At 67.5% G+C, this 20,191-nt stretch carries 22 protein-coding genes; 10 read left to right on the top strand and 12 right to left on the bottom strand.

Annotation, left to right across the window (positions count from 1 at the left end):
• Positions 1-236 precede the first annotated feature (236 nt).
• Positions 237-2,642, bottom strand: coding sequence for a RelA/SpoT family protein (locus F3087_RS33425; RefSeq protein WP_150406109.1), 2,406 nt, complete (start codon positions 2,640-2,642; stop codon positions 237-239).
• Positions 2,643-2,936: 294 nt separating this feature from the next.
• Positions 2,937-3,830 (bottom strand): alkaline phosphatase family protein, encoded by an 894-nt coding sequence (locus tag F3087_RS33420; protein WP_150406108.1) that lies wholly within the window; start codon positions 3,828-3,830, stop codon positions 2,937-2,939.
• A 364-nt stretch (positions 3,831-4,194) separates the two neighbouring features.
• Here F3087_RS33420 and F3087_RS33415 point away from each other — a divergent pair, with 364 nt between their 5' ends.
• The 3 genes from F3087_RS33415 (at position 4,195) to F3087_RS33405 (ending at position 6,380) form a co-directional block, all read left to right on the top strand.
• Complete coding sequence (locus F3087_RS33415) at positions 4,195-4,947, top strand: metallophosphoesterase family protein (protein WP_223885539.1); 753 nt, start codon at positions 4,195-4,197, stop codon at positions 4,945-4,947.
• Between the two features lie 88 nt (positions 4,948-5,035).
• Complete coding sequence (locus tag F3087_RS33410) at positions 5,036-5,368, top strand: YnfA family protein (protein WP_150406106.1); 333 nt, start codon at positions 5,036-5,038, stop codon at positions 5,366-5,368.
• A 160-nt stretch (positions 5,369-5,528) separates the two neighbouring features.
• Entirely contained in the window at positions 5,529-6,380 is an 852-nt protein-coding gene (locus tag F3087_RS33405; RefSeq protein ID WP_223885538.1) for an isocitrate lyase/PEP mutase family protein, read from the top strand.
• 81 nt (positions 6,381-6,461) lie between these two features.
• Here the strand turns inward: F3087_RS33405 and F3087_RS33400 are convergent, their stop codons facing one another.
• From F3087_RS33400 to F3087_RS33390, 3 genes are all read right to left on the bottom strand, one after another.
• A complete protein-coding gene (locus tag F3087_RS33400) occupies positions 6,462-7,088 on the bottom strand; it encodes an NUDIX hydrolase (RefSeq protein WP_150406105.1) in 627 nt (208 codons plus the stop codon).
• Between the two features lie 92 nt (positions 7,089-7,180).
• Entirely contained in the window at positions 7,181-8,437 is a 1,257-nt protein-coding gene (locus tag F3087_RS33395; RefSeq protein WP_150406104.1) for an adenylosuccinate synthetase, read from the bottom strand.
• A gap of 112 nt (positions 8,438-8,549) precedes the next feature.
• Positions 8,550-9,497 carry a hypothetical protein gene (locus tag F3087_RS33390; protein WP_150406103.1) on the bottom strand — a complete coding sequence of 316 codons (948 nt, stop codon included), beginning with the start codon at positions 9,495-9,497 and terminating at the stop codon, positions 8,550-8,552.
• Positions 9,498-9,599: 102 nt separating this feature from the next.
• Here F3087_RS33390 and F3087_RS33385 point away from each other — a divergent pair, with 102 nt between their 5' ends.
• The 3 genes from F3087_RS33385 (at position 9,600) to F3087_RS33375 (ending at position 11,613) form a co-directional block, all read left to right on the top strand.
• Positions 9,600-9,986: a RidA family protein gene (locus F3087_RS33385; RefSeq protein ID WP_150406102.1), complete on the top strand. Its 387-nt coding sequence runs from the start codon at positions 9,600-9,602 to the stop codon at positions 9,984-9,986.
• Between the two features lie 68 nt (positions 9,987-10,054).
• On the top strand, positions 10,055-11,083 hold the full coding sequence (locus F3087_RS33380; RefSeq protein ID WP_150406101.1) for a saccharopine dehydrogenase NADP-binding domain-containing protein: 1,029 nt from the start codon (positions 10,055-10,057) through the stop codon (positions 11,081-11,083).
• A gap of 50 nt (positions 11,084-11,133) precedes the next feature.
• Positions 11,134-11,613, top strand: coding sequence for a YbaK/EbsC family protein (locus F3087_RS33375; protein WP_150406100.1), 480 nt, complete (start codon positions 11,134-11,136; stop codon positions 11,611-11,613).
• Positions 11,614-11,619: 6 nt separating this feature from the next.
• On the opposite strand, the gene F3087_RS33370 is transcribed toward F3087_RS33375, so the two are convergent.
• On the bottom strand, positions 11,620-12,120 hold the full coding sequence (locus F3087_RS33370; protein ID WP_223885537.1) for a winged helix-turn-helix transcriptional regulator: 501 nt from the start codon (positions 12,118-12,120) through the stop codon (positions 11,620-11,622).
• Positions 12,121-12,174: 54 nt separating this feature from the next.
• Here F3087_RS33370 and F3087_RS33365 point away from each other — a divergent pair, with 54 nt between their 5' ends.
• Both F3087_RS33365 and F3087_RS33360 read left to right on the top strand, forming a co-directional pair.
• The gene (locus F3087_RS33365) at positions 12,175-12,615 is read left to right on the top strand and encodes a nuclear transport factor 2 family protein (RefSeq protein WP_150406099.1); all 441 of its coding nucleotides are present in this window, start codon (positions 12,175-12,177) and stop codon (positions 12,613-12,615) included.
• A 9-nt stretch (positions 12,616-12,624) separates the two neighbouring features.
• Entirely contained in the window at positions 12,625-12,978 is a 354-nt protein-coding gene (locus F3087_RS33360) for an MmcQ/YjbR family DNA-binding protein (RefSeq protein WP_150406098.1), read from the top strand.
• 3 nt (positions 12,979-12,981) lie between these two features.
• Here F3087_RS33360 and F3087_RS33355 read toward each other — a convergent pair whose 3' ends face one another.
• The 3 genes from F3087_RS33355 to F3087_RS33345 all read right to left on the bottom strand — a co-directional run bounded on the left by F3087_RS33355 (position 12,982) and on the right by F3087_RS33345 (position 16,419).
• A complete protein-coding gene (locus tag F3087_RS33355; RefSeq protein WP_150406097.1) occupies positions 12,982-14,571 on the bottom strand; it encodes an ABC-F family ATP-binding cassette domain-containing protein in 1,590 nt (529 codons plus the stop codon).
• A 180-nt stretch (positions 14,572-14,751) separates the two neighbouring features.
• Positions 14,752-15,354 carry a DUF4291 domain-containing protein gene (locus F3087_RS33350; RefSeq protein WP_223885536.1) on the bottom strand — a complete coding sequence of 201 codons (603 nt, stop codon included), beginning with the start codon at positions 15,352-15,354 and terminating at the stop codon, positions 14,752-14,754.
• A gap of 78 nt (positions 15,355-15,432) precedes the next feature.
• On the bottom strand, positions 15,433-16,419 hold the full coding sequence (locus F3087_RS33345) for an aldo/keto reductase (RefSeq protein WP_150406096.1): 987 nt from the start codon (positions 16,417-16,419) through the stop codon (positions 15,433-15,435).
• Positions 16,420-16,558: 139 nt separating this feature from the next.
• On the opposite strand from F3087_RS33345, the gene F3087_RS33340 reads away from it, so the two are divergent.
• Together F3087_RS33340 and F3087_RS33335 are read left to right on the top strand one after the other, a co-directional pair.
• On the top strand, positions 16,559-17,386 hold the full coding sequence (locus F3087_RS33340) for an alpha/beta fold hydrolase (protein WP_150406095.1): 828 nt from the start codon (positions 16,559-16,561) through the stop codon (positions 17,384-17,386).
• Positions 17,387-17,422: 36 nt separating this feature from the next.
• Complete coding sequence (locus tag F3087_RS33335) at positions 17,423-18,064, top strand: putative glycolipid-binding domain-containing protein (RefSeq protein WP_150406094.1); 642 nt, start codon at positions 17,423-17,425, stop codon at positions 18,062-18,064.
• Positions 18,065-18,067: 3 nt separating this feature from the next.
• Here F3087_RS33335 and F3087_RS33330 read toward each other — a convergent pair whose 3' ends face one another.
• From F3087_RS33330 to F3087_RS33320, 3 genes are all read right to left on the bottom strand, one after another.
• The gene (locus F3087_RS33330) at positions 18,068-18,391 is read right to left on the bottom strand and encodes a hypothetical protein (protein ID WP_150406093.1); all 324 of its coding nucleotides are present in this window, start codon (positions 18,389-18,391) and stop codon (positions 18,068-18,070) included.
• Positions 18,388-18,735 carry a hypothetical protein gene (locus F3087_RS33325; protein WP_150406092.1) on the bottom strand — a complete coding sequence of 116 codons (348 nt, stop codon included), beginning with the start codon at positions 18,733-18,735 and terminating at the stop codon, positions 18,388-18,390. The genes F3087_RS33330 and F3087_RS33325 overlap by 4 nt, the downstream gene beginning before the upstream one ends.
• A gap of 129 nt (positions 18,736-18,864) precedes the next feature.
• The gene (locus tag F3087_RS33320) at positions 18,865-20,082 is read right to left on the bottom strand and encodes a cytochrome P450 (RefSeq protein ID WP_150406091.1); all 1,218 of its coding nucleotides are present in this window, start codon (positions 20,080-20,082) and stop codon (positions 18,865-18,867) included.
• Positions 20,083-20,191 lie beyond the last annotated feature (109 nt).

Here is a 20,191-nt window from a genome sequence, read left to right as displayed (position 1 = left end):
CCAGCCCGGCAACTTTCCGATGGTCTGAAAACGAGAGCAACCGACCGGCGACCCACAGGTCACGCGAAATCCCTACCGGGACTCCACCTTCCGTTCGCCCGAAGGCTTCGGCATTCATGCAGATATCTCAGTCTTCGCGGATGGTTCGCCGAGAGGTTGCTAGGCGCACGACAATTGACACGTCAAGGGGAGATGACCTTGCCGGACTATTTCAGGTAAGCCCGGACATTCGTCGGTTATGCGGCGGAGGTGACGCGGTAGACGTCATAGACGCCTTCCACATTCCGGACCACATTCAGCAGATGCCCGAGGTGCTTCGGGTCGCCCATCTCGAAGGTGAACTTACTGATCGCGACCCGGTCGCCGTGCGTGGCGACGGACGCGGACAGGATGTTCACCTTCTCGTCGGCCAGCACCTTCGTCACGTCGGAGAGCAGGCGGGTGCGATCGAGCGCCTCGATCTGGATGGCCACCAGGAACACCGACGACGGGGACGGCGCCCAGGACACCTCGATGATGCGTTCGGCCTGATCCCGCAGCGATCCGGCGTTGGTGCAGTCGGTGCGGTGCACGCTGACCGCGCCGCCGCGGGTCACGAAGCCCATGATCTCGTCACCGGGCACCGGGGTGCAGCACTTGGCCAGCTTGGCCACGGTGCCGGACGCGCCGGGGATCAGCACGCCGGCGTCGCCGGTGGTGCGCTGCCGGTTCGGCGTGGTGGACGGAGTCGACCGCTCGGCCAGCTCGTTCTCCACGTCGCCGATGCCGCCGAGCTGCGCCATCAGTCGCTGCACCACGTGGTGCGCGGAGACCTGGTGCTCGCCGACCGCGGTGTAGAGGGTGGAGATGTCGGTGTAGTGCAGTTCGTGCGCGACCGCGGTCATCGCGTCCACGCTCATCAACCGCTGCAACGGCAGCCCGACCCGGCGGACCTCCTTGGAGATCTGCTCCTTGCCGTTCTCCAGGGCTTCCTCGCGGCGCTCCTTGGCGAACCACTGCCGGATCTTGGCCTTGGCGCGCGGCGAGACGACGAAGTTCTGCCAGTCCCGGCTCGGTCCGGCGTTCTGCGCCTTCGAGGTGAACACCTCGACGACCTCACCGTTCTCCAGCTGCCGTTCCAGCGCGACCAGGCGCCCGTTCACCCGGGCGCCGATGCACTTGTGCCCGACCTCGGTGTGCACTGCGTAGGCGAAATCGACCGGGGTCGACTTCTGCGGCAGCGTGATCACGTCACCCTTCGGGGTGAACACGAAGATCTCCGGCGACTTCAGGTCGAAGCGCAGCGACTCCAGGAACTCGGCCGGATCGGCCGCCTCCCGCTGCCAGTCGAGCAGCTGGCGCATCCACGCCATGTCGTCGACCTCGGTGGAGTCGTTCGAGTGCTTGCCCCGGGTCTCCTTGTAGCGCCAGTGCGCGGCGATGCCGAACTCGGCGGTGCGGTGCATGTCCTGGGTGCGGATCTGCACCTCCAGCGGCTTGCCGTCCGGACCGACCACGGTGGTGTGCAGCGACTGGTAGACGCCGTAGCGCGGCTGCGCGATGTAGTCCTTGAACCGGCCCGCCATCGGCTGCCACAGCGAGTGCACGACGCCGACGGCCGCGTAGCAGTCGCGCACCTCGTCGCAGAGGATGCGGATGCCGACCAGGTCGTGGATATCGTCGAAGTCCTTACCCTTGACGATCATCTTCTGGTAGATCGACCAGTAGTGCTTCGGGCGGCCCTCGACGATCGCGTTGATCCGTGATGCCGCAAGGGTATTCACGATTTCCGCACGCACCTTGGCCAGGTACGTGTCGCGCGACGGCGCCCGATCGGCGACCAGGCGCACGATCTCGTCGTACTTCTTCGGGTGCAGGATGGCGAAGGCGAGGTCCTCGAGTTCCCACTTGACCGTCGCCATGCCGAGCCGATGGGCAAGCGGCGCAATGACTTCGAGGGTTTCCTTGGCCTTCTTCGCTTGCTTCTCCGGCGGCAGGAAGCGCATCGTGCGCATGTTGTGCAGGCGGTCGGCGACCTTGATCACCAGCACCCGCGGATCACGCGCCATCGCGATGATCATCTTGCGGATCGTCTCGGCCTCGGCGGCCGCGCCGAGGTTGACCTTGTCCAGCTTGGTCACGCCGTCGACCAGGTGCGCGACCTCGGCGCCGAAGTCCAGGGTGAGCTGCTCGAGCGAGTAGCCGGTGTCCTCGACGGTGTCGTGCAGCAGCGCCGCGACCAGCGTGGTGGTGTCCATGCCGAGCTCGGCCAGGATGTTGGCCACCGCGAGCGGGTGCGTGATGTACGGGTCGCCGGACTTGCGGAACTGGTGCTTGTGCCGTTCGTCGGCCACGTCGAACGCGCGCTGCAACAGCGTCAGGTTCGCCTTCGGGTACAGCTCGCGGTGCACGCTGGCCAGCGGTTCGAGCACCGGCTTGACCGCGGCGATGCCGCGCTGACCGGTCATCCGGCGGGCGAGCCGCGCCCGGACCCGGCGAGAGGCGGAGGTCGGCACGGCGGCGGAGGTACCCGGCTGACGCGCAGGCGTGCCATTGCTCGCCGGCTTGCTCTCCTTCGACTGCTCTCCCCCGGTGGCGGCACCGTTCGACTGCGGGGCGTCGTCCGATTGCTCGACATTCGCCTCGCCCAAGTGCTGAGTCATGCCACCACCTCTCAGTGCCCGATTCCGGCGCTCACGGTCCCTCCGTGGATACGCAGGCAACCGCCTCCGGGCCTGTCGTTCGCGCCGCGTGCCTCGATCGAACCACCCTATCCGACCGCTGCAACCGCCCAGACCACCAACTTTAGTCCCGGCCGCGCGCCGGCGTCCGGCGCGCGGTTGCGGCGGGCGTCCTGCGGGTTCTGCGGCCGGGATGGCGCTGGGTTCGCTGGGGCTTTCCGAGGCGTAGGGGAAAGCCTGACAGATCAGGCGTCGATGTGGGGGCGTTGTGGTGATCTAGCGGATGGTGGAAGGCGAGGCCGGCTCCCGGTTGATCATCGATTGGCCGTCGAAGTCCGGACTGGCCGGGACGTGCAGCAGATCGACGATGGTCGGGGTGATGTCGACCAGGGTGTAGCGGGAGGTGGTATCGCCCGCGCTGAAGTCGGGTCCGCGGGCGATGACGAAATTGGTTGTCTCGTCCGGGGATTGGCCGCCGTGGCCGCCCTTGGGCCGGTGGCCGTGGTCGGCGGTGACCAGGATGGTCCAGCGTTCGGCCGGGTTGGCCTTGGCCCGGGCGTCGACGGCGGCGGTGATGCGGCCGACCTGTTCGTCGATGCGGCGGACCGCGTCGAGGTACTCGTCGGAGGCCGCGCCGTCGCTGTGACCCGCGTGATCGACCTGGTCGAGGTGGGTGAAGAGGAAGTCGGGGGCGAACTTGCCGATCGCGGCGACCACGGCGGTGGCGGTGGCCGCGTCGGTCTTGGCCTCGTCCGGGTCGTCGGGGACCGGCGGGGTGGAGACGACCACGTCGGCGCGGGGATCGCCGCTGCCGGACATGGTGGCGATCTGATCCCAGGTGGCGATGGAGTGGGTCTTGCGGGCCGGGTCGGCGCGCTCGATCTGGGTGAAGACCGTCGGGTACTTCGCGAACGGGGCGGCGGTGAAATTGTTGTCCTTGATGCCGTGCTTGCGGTCCCAGACGCCGGTCAGCACGGTCGCCCAGGACGGGCCGGAGATGGTGATGTGCGGGGCGATCGAGGAGCGGCTGAGCATGCCCTCGGCGCCGAGCCGCATCAGGTTCGGCGCCTTGACCTGGAGGACCTTGTCGTACATCAGGCCGTCGAGGCCGATCAGGACCACCTTGTCGACGCGGGTGTCGGCCTGCGCGCCGCCTGCCGCAACGGTCATGGGCAGGACGGTAACAGCTATGACGGCAAGCGCTTTCGAGAAGAACCGGAGCCTGCTCGTCCTCGATCGCGCTGCGTCCGAACGGCCGGTGACGCCCGCATCGCGTCGCCCGCCATGCCGATGATTCGCTCGCTTGCCGCGCTCGCTCATAGTCCGAACCATGCGGGGCCGGGCGGGCCGGTGGAAGCCCGCCACGGCACTGTTCATGGACGTTTCATCGGTCGAGCCATCGCCGGTTGCCTCGCTGAACGCGGGCTGAACTCTCGATAGCCAGAAGCTATGTCAGCAGCTCACGGCGGGGTGGCGGGCGGGTGAACGGCAGATTGCGGTTGACACCCCGGCGCCGATGTGGCTGGCTGACGCCATGCCAGCCGAGTCCGCGCAGCCGAGCATCCGGATCGCCGCCGTCGCCGATACGCACATGCGCGATGCCGTCGCGGGGCGGTTTCGACCCGAACTGCTGCGGGTGGACGAGCATGCCGATGTGCTGCTGCTGGCCGGGGATCTCACCGAGGGCGGCAGGTTGGCCGAGGCGGATCTGCTCTGCGCCGAAATCGCTGATCTGCCAGTGCCGGTCGTCGCGGTGCTCGGGAATCACGATCATGATCACAAGCTGGGGTTCCGAATCTCGGCTCAGCTCAGCGGTATCGGGGTGCACATGCTCGAAGGGACCGCGATCACCTTGGAGCTGAACGGAATTCAGCTCGGGATCGCCGGTGTGATGGGCGGTAGTGGTGGATTCCCTGGCTATCCGGGGACTCCCGATGAAGGAACCGAAGAGCATCGGGCGCGGATGCGGCGAGGGCCGCTCGATGCGTTGCTGCTGCGTCAGGCCTTGGACACCCTGGAGACCGAGATCCGCGTCGCGTTGATGCACTTCTCCCCCGTCGTCGACACGCTGATCGGCGAGCCGCCGAAGATCTTTCCCGGGCTCGGTTGCCATGCGCTCGGTGATGCTGTGGATGCGGGGCGTGCGTCGCTCGCGGTGCACGGGCATGCGCATGGGGGGACCGAAATCGGTTGTACGGCAGGTGGAGTGCCGGTGCGCAATGTTTCGTATCCGGTGATCGGGCGGCCGTATGCGGTCTACGACCTCATTCCGGTGCAGTCGGCCTGAGCGCACTGTCCGCTCATGCCCGGTCGGGCAGACGCGACACCGCGCGGCGAAGGGTTGTAGGGCCGGACCAGGTCGGTACCTTCACTGCATGACCGTCGCCCGCTCCCTGCTGCTGTTTGCCCTGGCCGCCGTCGCCGAGATCGGTGGGGCCTGGCTGGTGTGGCAGGGCTGGCGAGAGCATCGCGGCATCCTCTGGATCGCGGCGGGCATCGTGGCGCTCGGGGCGTACGGATTCGTCGCCACCTTCCAGCCGGACCCGAACTTCGGGCGCATCCTCGCGGCCTACGGGGGCGTGTTCGTCGCGGGCTCGCTCGCTTGGGGGATGCTCGTCGACAAGTTCCACCCCGACCGCTGGGACTATCTCGGCGCGGGGATATGCCTCGTCGGAGTCGCCATCATCATGTACGCGCCGCGACGCTGAGTGGTGCTGCTCGAAGAGATCGCGATCGTGTTCCAGAACGTCTACCTGAGCGATAGCGTTCTCCCGCATCGGGATTCGGGCGGAAAATCGGGATGGCCGACGAGGTTTTCAACGTTACCTTCATCACTACCGTCATCGAACAATCTCGCGAGGAGCCCCCGTGGCACAGGACAGCCAGCCCATCACCGACACCCAGCGCGCCGCGGCAGCCGCCTTCCGGGCACTGCACAAACAAGGCATCTTCGTGTTGCCGAACGCGTGGGACGCGGTCAGTGCGGCGGTGATCGCGGCGGCGGGCGCACCCGCGATCGCGACGACGAGCGCGGCCGTTGCCTGGTCGCTCGGCACTGGTGACGGGGAGCAGCTCACCAGGGAGGACGCGATCGGCGTCATCCGCCGGATCGCCGCCGTCGTCGATGTGCCCGTGACGGCGGACATCGAAGGCGGCTACGGCGCCACACCGGAAGATGTCGCCACCACCGTCGTCGCCGCGATCACCGCCGGCGCCGTCGGCGTGAACCTCGAAGACTCCACCGTCCCGGGCGGCCCCCTGTTCGACACCGCCGCCCAGGCCGACCGCTTGCGCGCGGCCCGCACCGCCGCACACGAGGCCGGCCTGCCCGAACTGGTGATCAACGCCCGCACCGACGTCTACCTGTTCGGCATCGGCGCACCGGAAGACCGCTTCGACGACGTCCTCACCCGAGCCGCCGCCTACGCCGAGGCCGGCGCCGACAGCCTCTTCGTCCCCGGCCTCCTCGACCTCCCCACCCTCACCGACCTGGCCGGCAAGTCCCCGCTGCCGATCAACGTGATGGCCGGCGCCGGCGCCCCTTCCGTCGCCGACCTCGCCGCAACCGGCGTCCGCCGAGTAAGCGTCGGCTCCGCGGTAGCCCAAGCCGCCTACAAACTCGCCGAAACCGCAACCACCGAACTCCTCGAACACGGCACCTACACGTCCCTGGAACCCGCCCTCGACTTCGGCACCGTCCAATCCCTCCTCACCCACTGACCCACTGCCCTAGGCCGCACCCGTGCCATAACGCTGCGGGTGCGGCCTCGATAAATGACGCTGTCGCGCAGTACTTTTCGGCTAGTCGTCCGCGCCGAAAGCCCATACTGCGGCGGGTCTGCCGGTGGCTTTGACGCGGCGGCGTTCGGTGGTGCGGGTCAGGCCGGGGAGGGCGGCGAGGGTGCGGTTGAGGTTGGCGGGGTCGGGGCGGGTGCCTGCGAGGGTTGTTGTGGCTGCGACTGCTCTGGTGGCGGGGAATTCGTCGCCGAGCAGGGCCTGGGTGAAGGCGAGGTCCTTCCAGAGCAGTCCGGTGAGCAGGCCGCGGGATGCATCGATGATGCGGTTGTGGTCGAACGCCAGCTCGGGGACCTCGTCGAAACCGACCCAGTGCGCGGGTCCTTCGTGCGGGCCGACCACCGCCCACATCGCGATCGACAGCGTCGGTCCGCGCGGATCGCGATTGGGTTCGTCGAAGGTCACCAGCTGACCCACCGCACCGATCGCCGCCTCCGGCACCCCGAGTTTCGTATGCACCGCCCGCCGCGCCGCCCCCACCAGCCGCTCCCCGCGCCCGAGCAGCACCCCCGGCAGCGCCAACTGCCCGGTGAACGGCGCCATCGCGCGCGGCGCGATCCCCACGCTCACTCCGGCGTCGTCGCCCCAGAACCGCAACGCCACCACATCCACCGACACAACGGATTGCTCCACGCGCACCAATCCTGCCGCACCCGGCCGGTCCGGTCGCGCACCGGTGCCCTCGATGGGTTGCCCATCAGCGATGGTCAGGAGCAACAGACGCCTCACGCGACGGCGGCGGCAGTGCTGGTCGGTGTGCGGTGGGTTCGGGTGGGGCCGTTCGAGGTCAGGACAACTGGTGTGTCGAGTGTTTGTGCCAGCCATGGGGGCACGTCGTCCGGCATTTCGGTGAGGATCGGGCGGGCGGTGGTCAGTAGGTCGGTGAGGCGTTGCTGGTGGTCTAGGTCCTGCCAAGTGCCCGGTGACAGGTGATCGATCACGCCTTCGTCGGTGGCGTATCCCGTTGCCGCGTAGTGCGTTCCGGGAGTGTCCAGGTGGGTCAGGGCCAGGCCGTCGATGCCGCCGGCGGCGGCGATGGCGTAGCGCAGGAGGATCGGGTCCAGGTGGCCGAGGCGGAAGTCGCCTTGGTAGCGGCCGGTGGTGTTGTGTGGCTCCGGGTAGGTGAGGTCGGGGTCCTCGGTGGGTAGCGGGCCTGCGCCGTGGCGGGTCATGTAGGTGCGGGTGACGCCGAGAACGTAACCGGCCGTGCCGATTTCGGCGAGCATGGCGCGGGCGTTGCGCGGTTCCACGGTGGACCAGGTGGTGTGCGGATGGAAGCCGCGCCATTCGTCGAGCAGAACCCCTTGGGCACCTTCGAAAACCAGGCGACCGCGCCGGGCGAACCGGGCGAGCTGCTCGCCGCCGACGATGCGGACGGCGGCGGCGAACTCCTGGTACATGTCGATCAGGACGTCGATCGGCTCATAGCGGTGCTCGCTCGGGGCGATCAGCGCACCGTAGTGAGCGGCGAGCGCCTGGAGCTTGTCCCGAAGAACCTTGGGGCGCAGGCAATCCGCCACGGTCGGCGCATCGTGTTCCAGCGCGTACCACGCCGTCTCACCGATCCCCCGTCCACAGGAACCGTGCCGCGAGGAACCCCTCGCGTCCTCGCGGGCACGGTTCGCGGCGATGTGGATCGGTGTGGTGAGCAACGCCCTGCCGTCGATGTGCAACAGCGCCAACGGATCCGGCACCCCGAGCACGGCCAGCTGCCGAGCCTCCCCCGCCAGCGCGATCGGCTCGACCAGCACATGCCGTGAAAGCAGCGTCGGCACACCGGAAAAGGTCCCCGACCCGAACTGCGCGAAGGTGTGATGCCGGCCGTCGGCGATCACGTTGTGCGCCGCCTGCGCACCGCCGTTGAACCGCACCACGGCCGAGACATCCAGCCCCGCGTCCGCGGAGCACAGCCAATCGACCGTCGCGCCCTTCCCGGCATCCCCGAAGCCGAGATCGACTACCACGATGTGCGACCGAAACACGATGCGCTCCTTCCTATCTCAATCAACTCCAGCTATCGCACCCGCAGATGCAGGCCGCCGGTTCAACCGCCCTCCCCGGCAGCTTTGCCCGAGACCGACAGCAACGGCATGGTCAGCTGCGACCACTGGGCAGGGCCCGCATCCGCCGGCTCTTGACCCCCAACGCCTTCCCCACGGAGTTCGCCTCGGCCGCCGACCCCACATCGCGCAGATCCGCGAGCCCGGCATCCACGTCCACCCGCCCCTCCGCCAAACCGACTGTCAGCGCAATGAGTTCGCACACAGCGGCCGGATCGTCGAGCTTCAGAAAGCTCTGCCCCAGCAGATCGCGCCAGTGATCGGCGATCTCCGGATCGTCGTAGTAGCTCGACTGGTTCGGCAGGATGTAGTAGATGTTCCAGCGTTCGGCGAGCTCGCGGTAGATCGACTCCACCGAAACATCCCGGCGCACCGGATCACCGATGACACTGCGGATGTGCCGCGAGGCGAGCTTCGGCTTGTTCAGCTCGTCGCCGATCAGGAACAGGTAGCCCTTCTTGTTCCGCTTCTCCCACGCGTCGGTGACGATGTGGGTCGCCATGAAATAGGCAGCCAGTTCATAACTTTCGGACTTCTGCCCGCCTCCGCCGCCTTCGAGCAGGATGGCGCGCAGCTGCTCGTCCATCCGGTTGTCCGACTCGAACTGCCCGACCTGCAACGGAACTCGGTCGGTGTCGGCATCGCCGATGGCGCCGAACAGGATCTGCGGATCGTCCGCATATCCCTTGCGCTGCAACAGCCCGTGCAGCTTGCCCAGCTTCTGCTGCATGATCCGCGGCACCCGCCCCATCGAACCGGTGACGTCGAACAGCACCGCGATGGGCAGCGAGTTGCCGTGGTCGGCCGAATCTCGGCATTCGCGCACGTCAACCCCCAGCGGATCGAGGGTCGGGTGCGCCTGCCAGTCTTCGTACGGCACCGCCTGCAGCTCGGCGGTGTAGCCGAAATCGTCGAGGCCACGGCTGGCCCGGAAGGTCTTCGCCGCCCGGTAGGCGGTGTCGTCCCAATTTCCGTATCCCATGTGATCACTTCCTCTCGTGAACTGGTTTTAGTGTATGCGACTAAAACTCCGACCGTCAAGGAACTCCCTCGGCAAAACCCGTTCCCTGGCAAGATCGGAGCGGTGGAGCTCCTACAGCGCAATCCGACCGAAGGCGTCTACGCCGCCACCGACGACTATGTGCACGCGATGGAGGTCCGAGGCGCCGAACGACTGCTATTCGTCTCGGGCACAATGGGTCTCGATCCGGACGGCAAGCCGGCCGCGACCCTGACCGAACAACTCGAACGGATCTGGTCGAACCTGCGAGCCATCCTCGCGTCGGCGAATATGACCGTCGACAACATCGTCCGGCTCACCAGCTATCTGCGCGACGCCTCCGACGCCGAGGCGAACGCCGCGGCCCGGGTGGCGGCGCTGGGCGGGCGCGCCGTGCCGACCACCGCGATCGTGGTGCAGACCCTGGACAACGACTGGCTGGTCGAGATCGAGGTCGTCGCCGCGGGCTGACCTGGGAATGCCGCGCGGGCCGCGGGCGTTGGCTGGACTCGACATCATCGAACGTCGAGGAGAATCCCATGCCGCCGACCGTGACCGTTTACGGCGCCTACGGCCATACCGGCCGCTTCATCGTGGCCGAGCTGGCCCGTCGCGGCTGGACGCCGATTCTGTCCGGCCGCAACACATCTCGGCTACACGAGGTTGCCGCCGACTATCCGGGAGCGACGGTCCGCCCGGCCGCGGTCGATGACCCCGAAGCCCTGGATCGCGCTGTCGCGGACAGCGTCGCGGTGATCAATGCGGCCGGACCGTTCGGTGACACCGTGTCGCCGCTCGTCGAAGCCGCACTCCGCGCGCGCATCCACTACCTCGATGTCTCCGCCGAGGTCGAGGTCGTCGCGAAAACCGTTGCCACATACCAAGATCAAGCGGCAGACGCGGGCATCATCATCGCGCCCGCCGTCGCCTTCTACGGCGGTCTCGGCGACCTCCTCGCTACCGCCGCCCTGGCCGACCTCGCGATGGCGGACGAAATCCATCTCGCCTTCGCCCTCGACAGCTGGATCCCCACCGAGGGCACCCGGGCGGCGGGCCGCGCCTCTCGCGGCCGCCGCAACGGAAAGCGACTCGTCTACACCGACGGCGAACTCGCCCTGCGCGACGACGAGGCGCCGATCACCGACTGGACCTTCCCGGCCCCGTTCGGAAAACAAACTGTCGTAGGCGATTTCACCACCGCGGACAGCGTCACCATCCCCCGCCACGTGAAAACCGCTGCCCTGCATACCTATATGACCACGGCCCCGCTGGCCGACCTCGCCTCCACCGACGACCTCGCCGCGCAACCCGCCGACGAACTCGGCCGCTCGGCCCAGCAATTCCTGATCGAGGTGGTGATCCGATCCGGCTTCACCGAGCGCCGCGCCGTCGTCGCCGGCCGCGACATCTACGCGGTCAGCGCACCGATCGTGGTAGAAGCGCTGGCGCACATCACGTCCGGGACCTACTCCGGACTTCTCACCGCGGGCCAGATCGGGGCGCCGGGCGAGGTGCTGCGCGCCCTGCTCCCCGTGCATCTCGATCGGCTGGAGATCAACGAAGGCTAGGCCGGAAAATCGCGGGCTCGCACCGATGACCGCGGTTTAGGATCGCGGCCATGGACGACATCTCCCAGCGGCCGACCGTGCTCGCCGTCGAAGCCGCCCTGCGCGCCGCCGGGGTCACCCCGCGGGTCCGGGTCCTCCCGGAGACCGCCCCGACGGCAATCGCCGCGGCCGAACAACTCGGCTGCCCGGTGGCCGCGATCGCCAACAGCCTCGTCTTCGACGCCGAGGGCGCGCCGCTGCTGGTCCTCACCAGCGGCGCGCACCGGGTGGACACGGGCAAGGTCGCCGCGCAGCTCGGCCTCGCCGAGCTGTCGCGCGCCAGTGCCGAGTTCGTCCGCACGCACACCGGCCAGGCCATCGGCGGTGTCGCCCCGCTCGGGCATCCCGCGCCGATCCGGACGTTGATCGACGAAACGCTGGCCGATCAGGCGGAGATCTGGGCCGCGGCCGGACATCCGCACACGGTCTTCCCGACCACCTTCCAGGAGTTGGTCGCGGCGACCGGCGCCGAGCCCGTCGCGGTCAACTGACCAGCCTCAGCTCGGCGCCACCATGTGATCGCCGACGAGCATCGTCCCCGGGCCGCGCTGCCCACCCGGCCCCTGATGAAACCGCACGTTGTCCGCGGTCAGCGCGGACCCGCACTCCCGGCACACCACCACACCGGCGGTGACCTTCCCACAGTCCTCGTGCACGACCAACGCGGGCGGCCCCTCGGGCCCGGCGAGCCAGTTGTCCCCCCAGGCGACAATCATCGTCAGAACGGGATACAGGTCCCGCCCTTTGGCCGTGAGCAGATACTCGTGCCGAACCGGATTCGACTGGTACACACGGGTTTCCACGATGCCATGCGCCTGCAATGCCGCCAGCCGGGCGGTGAGCACATTCGAGGCGATGCCGAGGTCCCGCCGCAGGTCCTCGAACCGGGTCAACCCGACGAACAGATCCCGCAGGATGAGCGGCGTCCACCGCTCACCGACCGCGTCGAGGGTGCGCGCGATCGAGCAGACGATGTCGGACAAAGCAGCTTTGGGCACGCACCCATCGTAGTCCATTGCTTTTTGCAACGGACTACGGCTAGGTTCGGTGCCATGCATCCGGAAGAAACGGCCACCGACTCGGTAGCCAAGTTCTGCGCGGCGACCACGGCCGCCGATTTCGACGCGTTGATGGAAACCCTCACCCCCGATGCCACATTGGTCTCCCCGCTGTCCGGCCGATTGGTCTTCCGCGGCAAGGACGATCTGCGCATCCTTCTCACCACCGCATACGGCGGACTGGCCAACCTGCGCTGGACCGAACAGATCGGCGACGGCAGGCGACGCGTACTGCTCGCCGAGGCCAACGTCGGACCGTTCCGCCTGACCGAGGCCCTCGTCCTCGAACTCGCCGAAGACGGCCGCATCCGCGGGTTGAATCCCCACTTGCGCCCGTGGCTCACCCTCACCGCCCTCGCGGTCTGGCTCGCTCCCGGCCTGCTCAGGCACCCCGGCGTGCTCCGAAGGGCGATGCGTGGAGCCGCCGCGCCGTAAACTGCGCCCATGGACCCGTTGACGCGGATCCGCGCGATCTGCCTGGATCTACCGGAGTGCAGCGAACGGCTCAGCCACGGCTGCCCGACCTTCTTCGTGCGCACGAAGACCTCGTTCGTCAAGTACATCCCCGGCGGATACAACGAACCCGGACCGACCATGTGGTGCCCAGCGCCCGAGGGCGTGCAGGCCGAACTGGTCGACTCGGAACCCGAACGATTCTTCGTCCCGCCCTACGTCGGCCACAGCGGGTGGATCGGCGTCCGCTTGGACGCCGATCCGGACTGGACCGAGTTCGCCGAGATCATCCATGACGCCTACCGCAAGGTCGCGCCGAAAAAGCTCGTCGCCGAACTCGATTAGGCCCTATCCCGTCAAAGTCTCGGTCAGACCGTCTGCGGTCAGCTCGACCCGCCGAGTGAGACCGATGTCGTCGAGGAAGCGGGGGTCGTGGCTCACCACGACCAACGCCCCCTCGAAACTGGCCAGCGCCTGCGTGAGGTGCTCGAGACTCGGCAGGTCGAGGTTGTTGGTCGGCTCGTCGAGCAGCAACAACTTCGGCGCCGGGTCGGCCAGCAGCAGCATGGCCAGTGCCGCCCGCAGCCGTTCGCCACCGGACAGCGCCGCGACCGCCACGTCGGCGTCGCTGCCCCGAAACAGGAAGCGGGCCAACTGGGCTCGGATCTGTTCCAGTGACGCGTGCGGCGCCGTCGACGCCACGTTCTCGAACACCGACCGCTGCTCGTCGAAGATGTCGAGGCGTTGCGGCAGCATCCGCCACGGCACCTTCGGACCGGCCGCCGAGATCCGTTGCAGCAGCGTCGTTTTGCCGATGCCGTTGCGCCCGGTCAGGGCGATCCGTTCCGGCCCGCTGATCCGCAGCGAAACCGTCGGCCCGCAGGCCAACTCGACCTCGTCCAGGTCGATGACGTCCTGTCCGGGGTAGAGCCGGGTATCGGGCAGATCGACCCGGATCTCCCGATCGTCGCGCAACAGTTCCTGCGCCTGCTGGAGGTGGTCCTTGGCCGTCTCCAGCTTGCCGATGTGGTTGTTGCGCAGCTTGCCCGCGGCCACCTGAGCCTGCCGTTTGCGTTCGGCCATAATGATTTTCGGTTCCCGCTTGGTGTCCCACATCTTCTGCCCGTAGCGCTGCCTGCGGTCCAGCTTGATCCGCGTCTCGACGAGTTCGCGCGCCTGCTTGCGCACATCGCTGCGCGCGTCGCGGATGGCCGCCTTGGCCGCTGCCTGCTCGGCCTCGATGATCCGCTCGTACTCGCTGAAATTGCCGCCGAACATGCGCAGTTCGCCCTGGCGCAGCTCCGCGATGGCGCCCATCCGCTCCAGCAGCTCACGGTCGTGGCTGACCGTGAGCACGGTGCCGGAGAATTGCGCGACCACGTCGTAAAGCCGTTCGCGGGCAAGCCGATCCAGGTTGTTCGTCGGTTCGTCCAGCAGCAGGATGTCCGGTTCGGCCAGCAATTCGGCGACCAGTCCGAGCAGCGTGGTCTCGCCGCCGGAGAGGGTCTCCAGTCGGCGATCCAGCTGTTCGGCGGAGTCGGCGACGTAGTGCAGGCCGAGCCGGCCGAGCAGGGCGATGGCCCGCTCCTCGACGTCCCAGCGGTGACCGACGAGTTCGAAATCGGACTCGTCGGCGCCGCCGGATTCGATGCGGTGCAAGGCTTTCCGGATGTCGGCGATGCCGAGCACGGCGTCGACCCGCTGGCCCGCGGCGAGACCGAGGTCTTGGCGCAGGTAGCCGAGATGGCCGGTGACCGTGATCGAACCGACGGCCGGGGTGAGCTCGCGGGCGATCAGCCGCAGCAGCGTGGATTTGCCCGCACCATTGCTGCCGACCAGGCCGACATGCCCGGGGCCGAGGACGCCGTTGAGCCCGTCGAACACAGGTGTGCCGTCCGGCCAGGCGAAGGTGAGATCGGAAAATGACAGATTTGCCATGATGACTCCAGAGGTCGCTCAGAAAACGCGGTGCGCGACAGCGGACCGCCCGAGTGGCTACCTCATGAAATCAACGTTAGGGCTCCGATCAACGGGAACAAGACCCGTCTAGATTAACCACACCTGCGCCGCGGTCGCCAGTGATATTTGGATCACACCAGCTCGCAACCGCTTTCCGGGCTACCCCGCCCCGATCACCGCGGCGATCTCCGGGGTCAGCGGATAGGGCCGCTCCACCGGGAGCGCCCGGGCTGCGGCGTCGAGTTTCCCCTCCGCCACCAACCGCCCGATCCGCTGCGCCTCGGCGGTCACATCGCGGATGCCGGTGACCCATCGATCGACGTAGAGCCCTACCGCCGGACCGCCGAGCCCGACCTGTAGCGACCGATGCGCCAGCGGCCGGTGGTGCAGGTCGCGCTCCGGATCCCATTGGATCCGGACCGGACTCACCCGCAACCGGTCCATCCACACCTGCCGATCCGAATACATCTCCGGCACATAGTGACTCAGGCAGGACTGCCACAGCGCCCACTCGAATCCGCTGCGCGTGATCGACACCGCGAGCACCCGCTCCTGCCCCGGTTTACTCGCCCACCCGCAGCGATACATCATCCATAGAAACGAAGGCTTGATCCACGTCATCCGGTCCCGTTTGAACGGGTCGACGAAAGTTCCTGCGGCAACGGCCGCTTCGGCGATCTCCACCGGATATGCCTGATAGACAACCACGGTCGCCGTGTCGTAGTCAGCTCTGACCTGCCGCATCGGCGGCGCAACACTCACGCGCAGATCCTTGCAGTCCGATCCCCGGCTGCCAACGCGATTCGCGCTATCGGGACGAGGCTCCGGAAAACGTCCGGTTCAGCCGTTGGTGAAGGTGAGGCTGGTGGCGTCGTAGCGGGTGCCGGCGATCTGTTCGCGCGGGGCGGCGGCCTCGATGGCGGCCAGGTCGGCGGCGGACAGGTCGATGGTCAGGGCCGCGAGGTTTTCCTCGAGGTACTGCTTGCGGCGGGTGCCGGGGATGGGCACGACGTTGTCGCCGCGGTGCTGGACCCAGGCGAGGGCGAGCTGGCCCGCGGTGACGCCCTTGGCCGCGGCCAGTTCGTTCAGCTTCGCGACGATCGCCAGGTTGCGTTCGAGGTTGCCGTCGGCGAAACGCGGTTGGGTGCGGCGGACGTCGTTGTCGGCCAGACCCTCGACGGAGTTGTATTTGCCGGTCAGGAAACCGCGGCCGAGCGGGGAGAACGGGACGATGCCGATGCCGAGTTCGCGGCAGACCGGGGCGATCTCGGCCTCCAGATCGCGGGTCCACAGCGACCATTCGCTCTGCAACGCGGCGATCGGGTGCACGGCGTGCGCGCGGCGGATGGTCTGCGCGCCGGCCTCGGACAGGCCGAGGTGGCGGACCTTGCCGGCCTGTACCAGTTCGGCCATCGCGCCGACGGTCTCCTCGATCGGCACCTGCGGGTCGACCCGGTGCTGGTAGTAGAGGTCGATGTGGTCGACGCCGAGGCGGCGCAGCGACGCGTCGCAGGCCTGGTGCACGTAGGCGGCGTCGCCACGGATGTGGGTCGGCTCCCCCAGTTTGTTGGCGAAACCGAACTTCGTGGCCAGGACGACTTCGTCGCGGCGGCCGGCGATGGCCTTGCCGAGCAGTTCCTCGTTGTGCCCGGCGCCGTAGAAGTCGGCGGTGTCCAGCAAACTCACGCCGAGGTCGAGGGCGTGCCGCAGCGTCTCGATCGACTGCGCGTCGTCCGCGTCCCCGTATCCGTGACTCATGCCCATGCAGCCCAGGCCCTGCGCGGAAACCGCGAGCTCACCGAGGTGCCGGGTGGGGACGTTGATCATGTTGTGCCTCCTGAGATTCGGACTTGCTACGGACAACGCTAGGAGTTGGAGCGCACTCCATGTCAAGCGATGATCTTTGTGGCTATCGGGAGGCATCCGGACCGGAGAATTTGTCGGTGCGTGGGGATAGCGTGTCCGCATGGTCGCATCTCGGGACATTCGGTTGAATGACGGGCGAATCGTGCGCGCGTACGACAGCGAGCACGGCGGTGGCGCGGGAGTTCTTGTGTGGCATCATGGTTCGCCGCAGACGGGCGTGCTACTGGACCCGCTGCTGGAGGCTGCGAACGCACGCGGAATCCGACTGCTGTCGTACGGCCGACCTGGTTATGGGGGTTCCACTCGACTCCCCGGGCGAGATGTCGCGTCGGCGGCACACGACGTCGAGCAGATGGCCGATGCGCTGGGTATCGAGCAATTCGCGGTAATGGGCGCATCGGGCGGCGGGCCGCATGCGCTCGCCTGCGCTGCCGAACTACCTGACCGGGTCACGGGGGTAGTCAGTCTGGCCGGGATCGCGCCGTTCACCGAGGAGTTCGACTGGTTCGCGGGCATGGTGGCGCCCGGCGGGCTGAAAGCCGCGATGAACGGGGCGGAGGCCAGAGCGAAGTTCGCGGAGACCGACGAATTCGACATGGACAGTTTCACTTCCGCGGATTTCGAGGCGCTGTCCGGAGAGTGGGCAAGCCTCGGCGCGGATGCGCAGCGCGCCGGCGAAGCCGGCAGCGACGGGCTGGTCGATGACGATGTCGCGTTCGTCAGTCCGTGGGGCATCGAACCGAGCGCCATCACCGCACCGGTGCTACTGGTCCAGGGCGGACAGGATCGCGTCGTCCCGCCCGCGCACGCCGACTGGCTGCGGCAACGACTTCCCAAGGCGCAGTTGTGGAGTCGGCCGGACGACGGGCACGTCTCCGTCCTGCGCGCGTGCGCGGACGCCATGGACTGGCTGCGCGGAAACTCGTGACACCTAAACGCCGCGCGGGCAATACGATGCTGTCGCATGATCGATAAGACGGAAGTACTGACCGGACGTCAGGTCCTCTGGCAGGTCCAGGAGACCGCGGGATTCGAGTCGGCCTGGATCGACCTGGACGGGTTGCGGCTACACGGTGAGGGCCGGGCGGTCGGTCAACTCCCGGAACCGTATTGGCTGACCTACACCCTCGACACCGATGCGGACGCCGTCACCGAGCGACTACAGATCACCTGTGTCACCGCGACCGAACACCGTCAGCTGGATCTGCGGCGCGCGGACGGCGTCTGGACGGTCGACGGGGAGCCGCGCTCGGACCTCGCCGACGCGCGGGACTGCGACCTCGCGTGCTCGCCGCTGACCAACACCATGCCCATCATTCGCACCGGACTGCACCGGCATCCGGGGACCGCCGAGTTCCTGATGGCGTTCGTCGAGGTGCCGACGCTGCGGGTGGTCCCGTCCAAGCAGACCTACACCCATCTCAGCCTGGCCGAGGACGGGTCCGATATCCGTTACGCCTCAGGAAGTTTCACCAGCGATCTGCACATCGACGAGGACGGTCTGGTCCTGGTGTACCCGACCTTGGCCCGCCGGGTGCCGCCCAAGACGACCGTCACGGATGGCGAACGCCAGCGCGGGCCGGGCTCCGCTCGGCCCGACGCCTGACCGCTACCGCCGGTGGCGGCCCGCCATGGTCGCGGGATGGGTCAGCGGGACGAACTGCCCGGTGGACGGATCTATTCTGTGCGGCGACAGATAGCGCGGATCGTCGGAAGTCGCCACCGCGAGATGCGCCGCGTCATCGTGGTACTTCGCCGCACTCTGCTTGGCCGCTTCGATGGCCTCGGCTTCGTCGGTGCGTTGCGCGCCGCGGAAGACGGTGACCGAATGCAGGTGCCGGATCTGGCCGGTCTTCGGCTCGTACAGCGCCACCACCAGCGTCGACTCGACCGCGGGCGCCGATCCGGCGCTCGACCACTGGGTTTCGTTCATGACACGCGCCCCCAGAAGCAGTAGTTGAAGGTCACGGCCGCGCTGATGTTGGAGACCCGCATCTCCCAGGATGCGCCGGTCAGCTTGTTCCGGCCGAAGACATGGGTCGCGTCGACCGTGTCGATGTCCGGGAAGGTGTCGGTGCGCGGTACTCCGGCGTCGTCGATGAAGGTGACCTTGGTGAATCCGGCGTCCACGTGCGACTTGTCGTCGAACTCGTAGAAGTCGGCGAGATTCATTTCGGCCAGCGTCGACGTCGGCGGGAATCGGTGCTCCCCGGAGTGCGAGAAGCTGTCCGAGCCGGTGGTCCAGGCCCAGGTCTGGCGTAGCGCTTGTCCGTCCATTAACTCCACCTCGTTTCCGTTTGCGGATGACTCGATAAGCGTGCCGCCGGGAACTGGAGCGGTCATACGTAGCGGACTACTCGATTTCTCTTCGGTCTACCTATCGACGCAGGTAGGGCGGTTATCTAGTCACCAGGTGACCGGAAGGTTCGGCACACCGTGGACGCCGAGGGTGTTCGCGCGGGTGCGGATCTCGTCAGCCGGTATCGCAAGACGCAAGGTCGGGAACCGTGTCGTCAAAGCGGTTAGCGCCGTGCGGAGTTCGACCCGGGCCAGCTGCTGACCGAGGCACTGATGCGGGCCGTGGCCGAAACCCAGGTGCCCCACCGCATTACGCCGGAGGTCGAGGCTGTCGGGCTGGTCGAATACGGTCGGGTCGCGATCGGCGGCCTGGAGCGAAAGGGCTACCGTCTCACCGGCTTTGATCACCCGATCGGCCAGTGCGACATCCACCAGAGCCGAACGGGTCGCGGTGTGGGCGACGGTCAGGTAGCGCAGCAGTTCCTCGATTGCCCGATCGGCGAGGTCGGGGTCGCCGCGCAACGCGGCCAGCTGCTCTGGGTGGGACAGGAGCGCGAAAGCGCCGAGGGCCAGCATGTTCGCGGTGGTGTCGAAGCCGGCGATCAGCAGCAGTACGCCCACACCGGCGAGCTCGAGATCCGTGAGATCGGTGCCGGTCAGATCGCTGAGCAGGTCGTCGGTCGGTGCGGCGCGTTTGGCGACGACCAGGTCGCGCAGGTATTCCTGGGCTTCCTCGAAGGTGCTGAGGCCCTGTTCGAGACGCTCGTCCGGTGCCAGCGCGGGATCGTTGAACTTGGTGACCAGATCGGCGACCAGGCGCTGAAATCGGGCTCGATCGGTTTCGGGCACTCCGAGTAGTTCGCAGATCGTCAGCGCCGGAACCGGATACGCGAACGAGGTCACCAAATCCACTGGACCACCGGCTCGTTCGATCGCATCGAGGTGCCAGGTGCTGATCTGCGCTATTCGCTCGGTGAGCAGCCGCATCCGCCGGACAGTGAACTTGCCCGCCAACAACTTTCGATAACGCGTGTGCTCGGGTGCGTCGAGGTTGAGGAAATTTCCGGGTGGAGCCGGCGGGAGCGGACCGAGATCCACCAGCGGGGAGTGCAGGAGTTCGGCGCGTGCGCTGAAGCGCGGATCGGCCAGGATCGCGCGCACCGTGGCATGGCCGGTCGCCAGCCAGCCGTGGTGGCCGTCCGGAAACACCATGCGGGTCAATGAATTTCGTTCGCGGATCCGCGCGAACTCGACCGGCGGATCGAAAGGGCAGCCCGCGGGGCGGGTGACAGGCAGCGACGAGAGGGTGGTCTGCGGCTCGGTCATGACGTTCCTTCTGACGCACGAGTTTCAGTAGAGGCCGAACGCTAGGTTGCGTTCAGTGATCACTCAACAGAGTTCGCGCGGCAATACCCGTTTGCCGCAGGTAGATTCG

This window comes from Nocardia colli, assembly GCF_008704205.1.
GTDB classification, from domain to species: Bacteria; Actinomycetota; Actinomycetes; order Mycobacteriales; family Mycobacteriaceae; genus Nocardia; species Nocardia colli.
The sequence above is the reverse complement of the archived record's forward strand: the minus strand, read 5'-3'. Positions and strand labels throughout refer to the sequence as shown.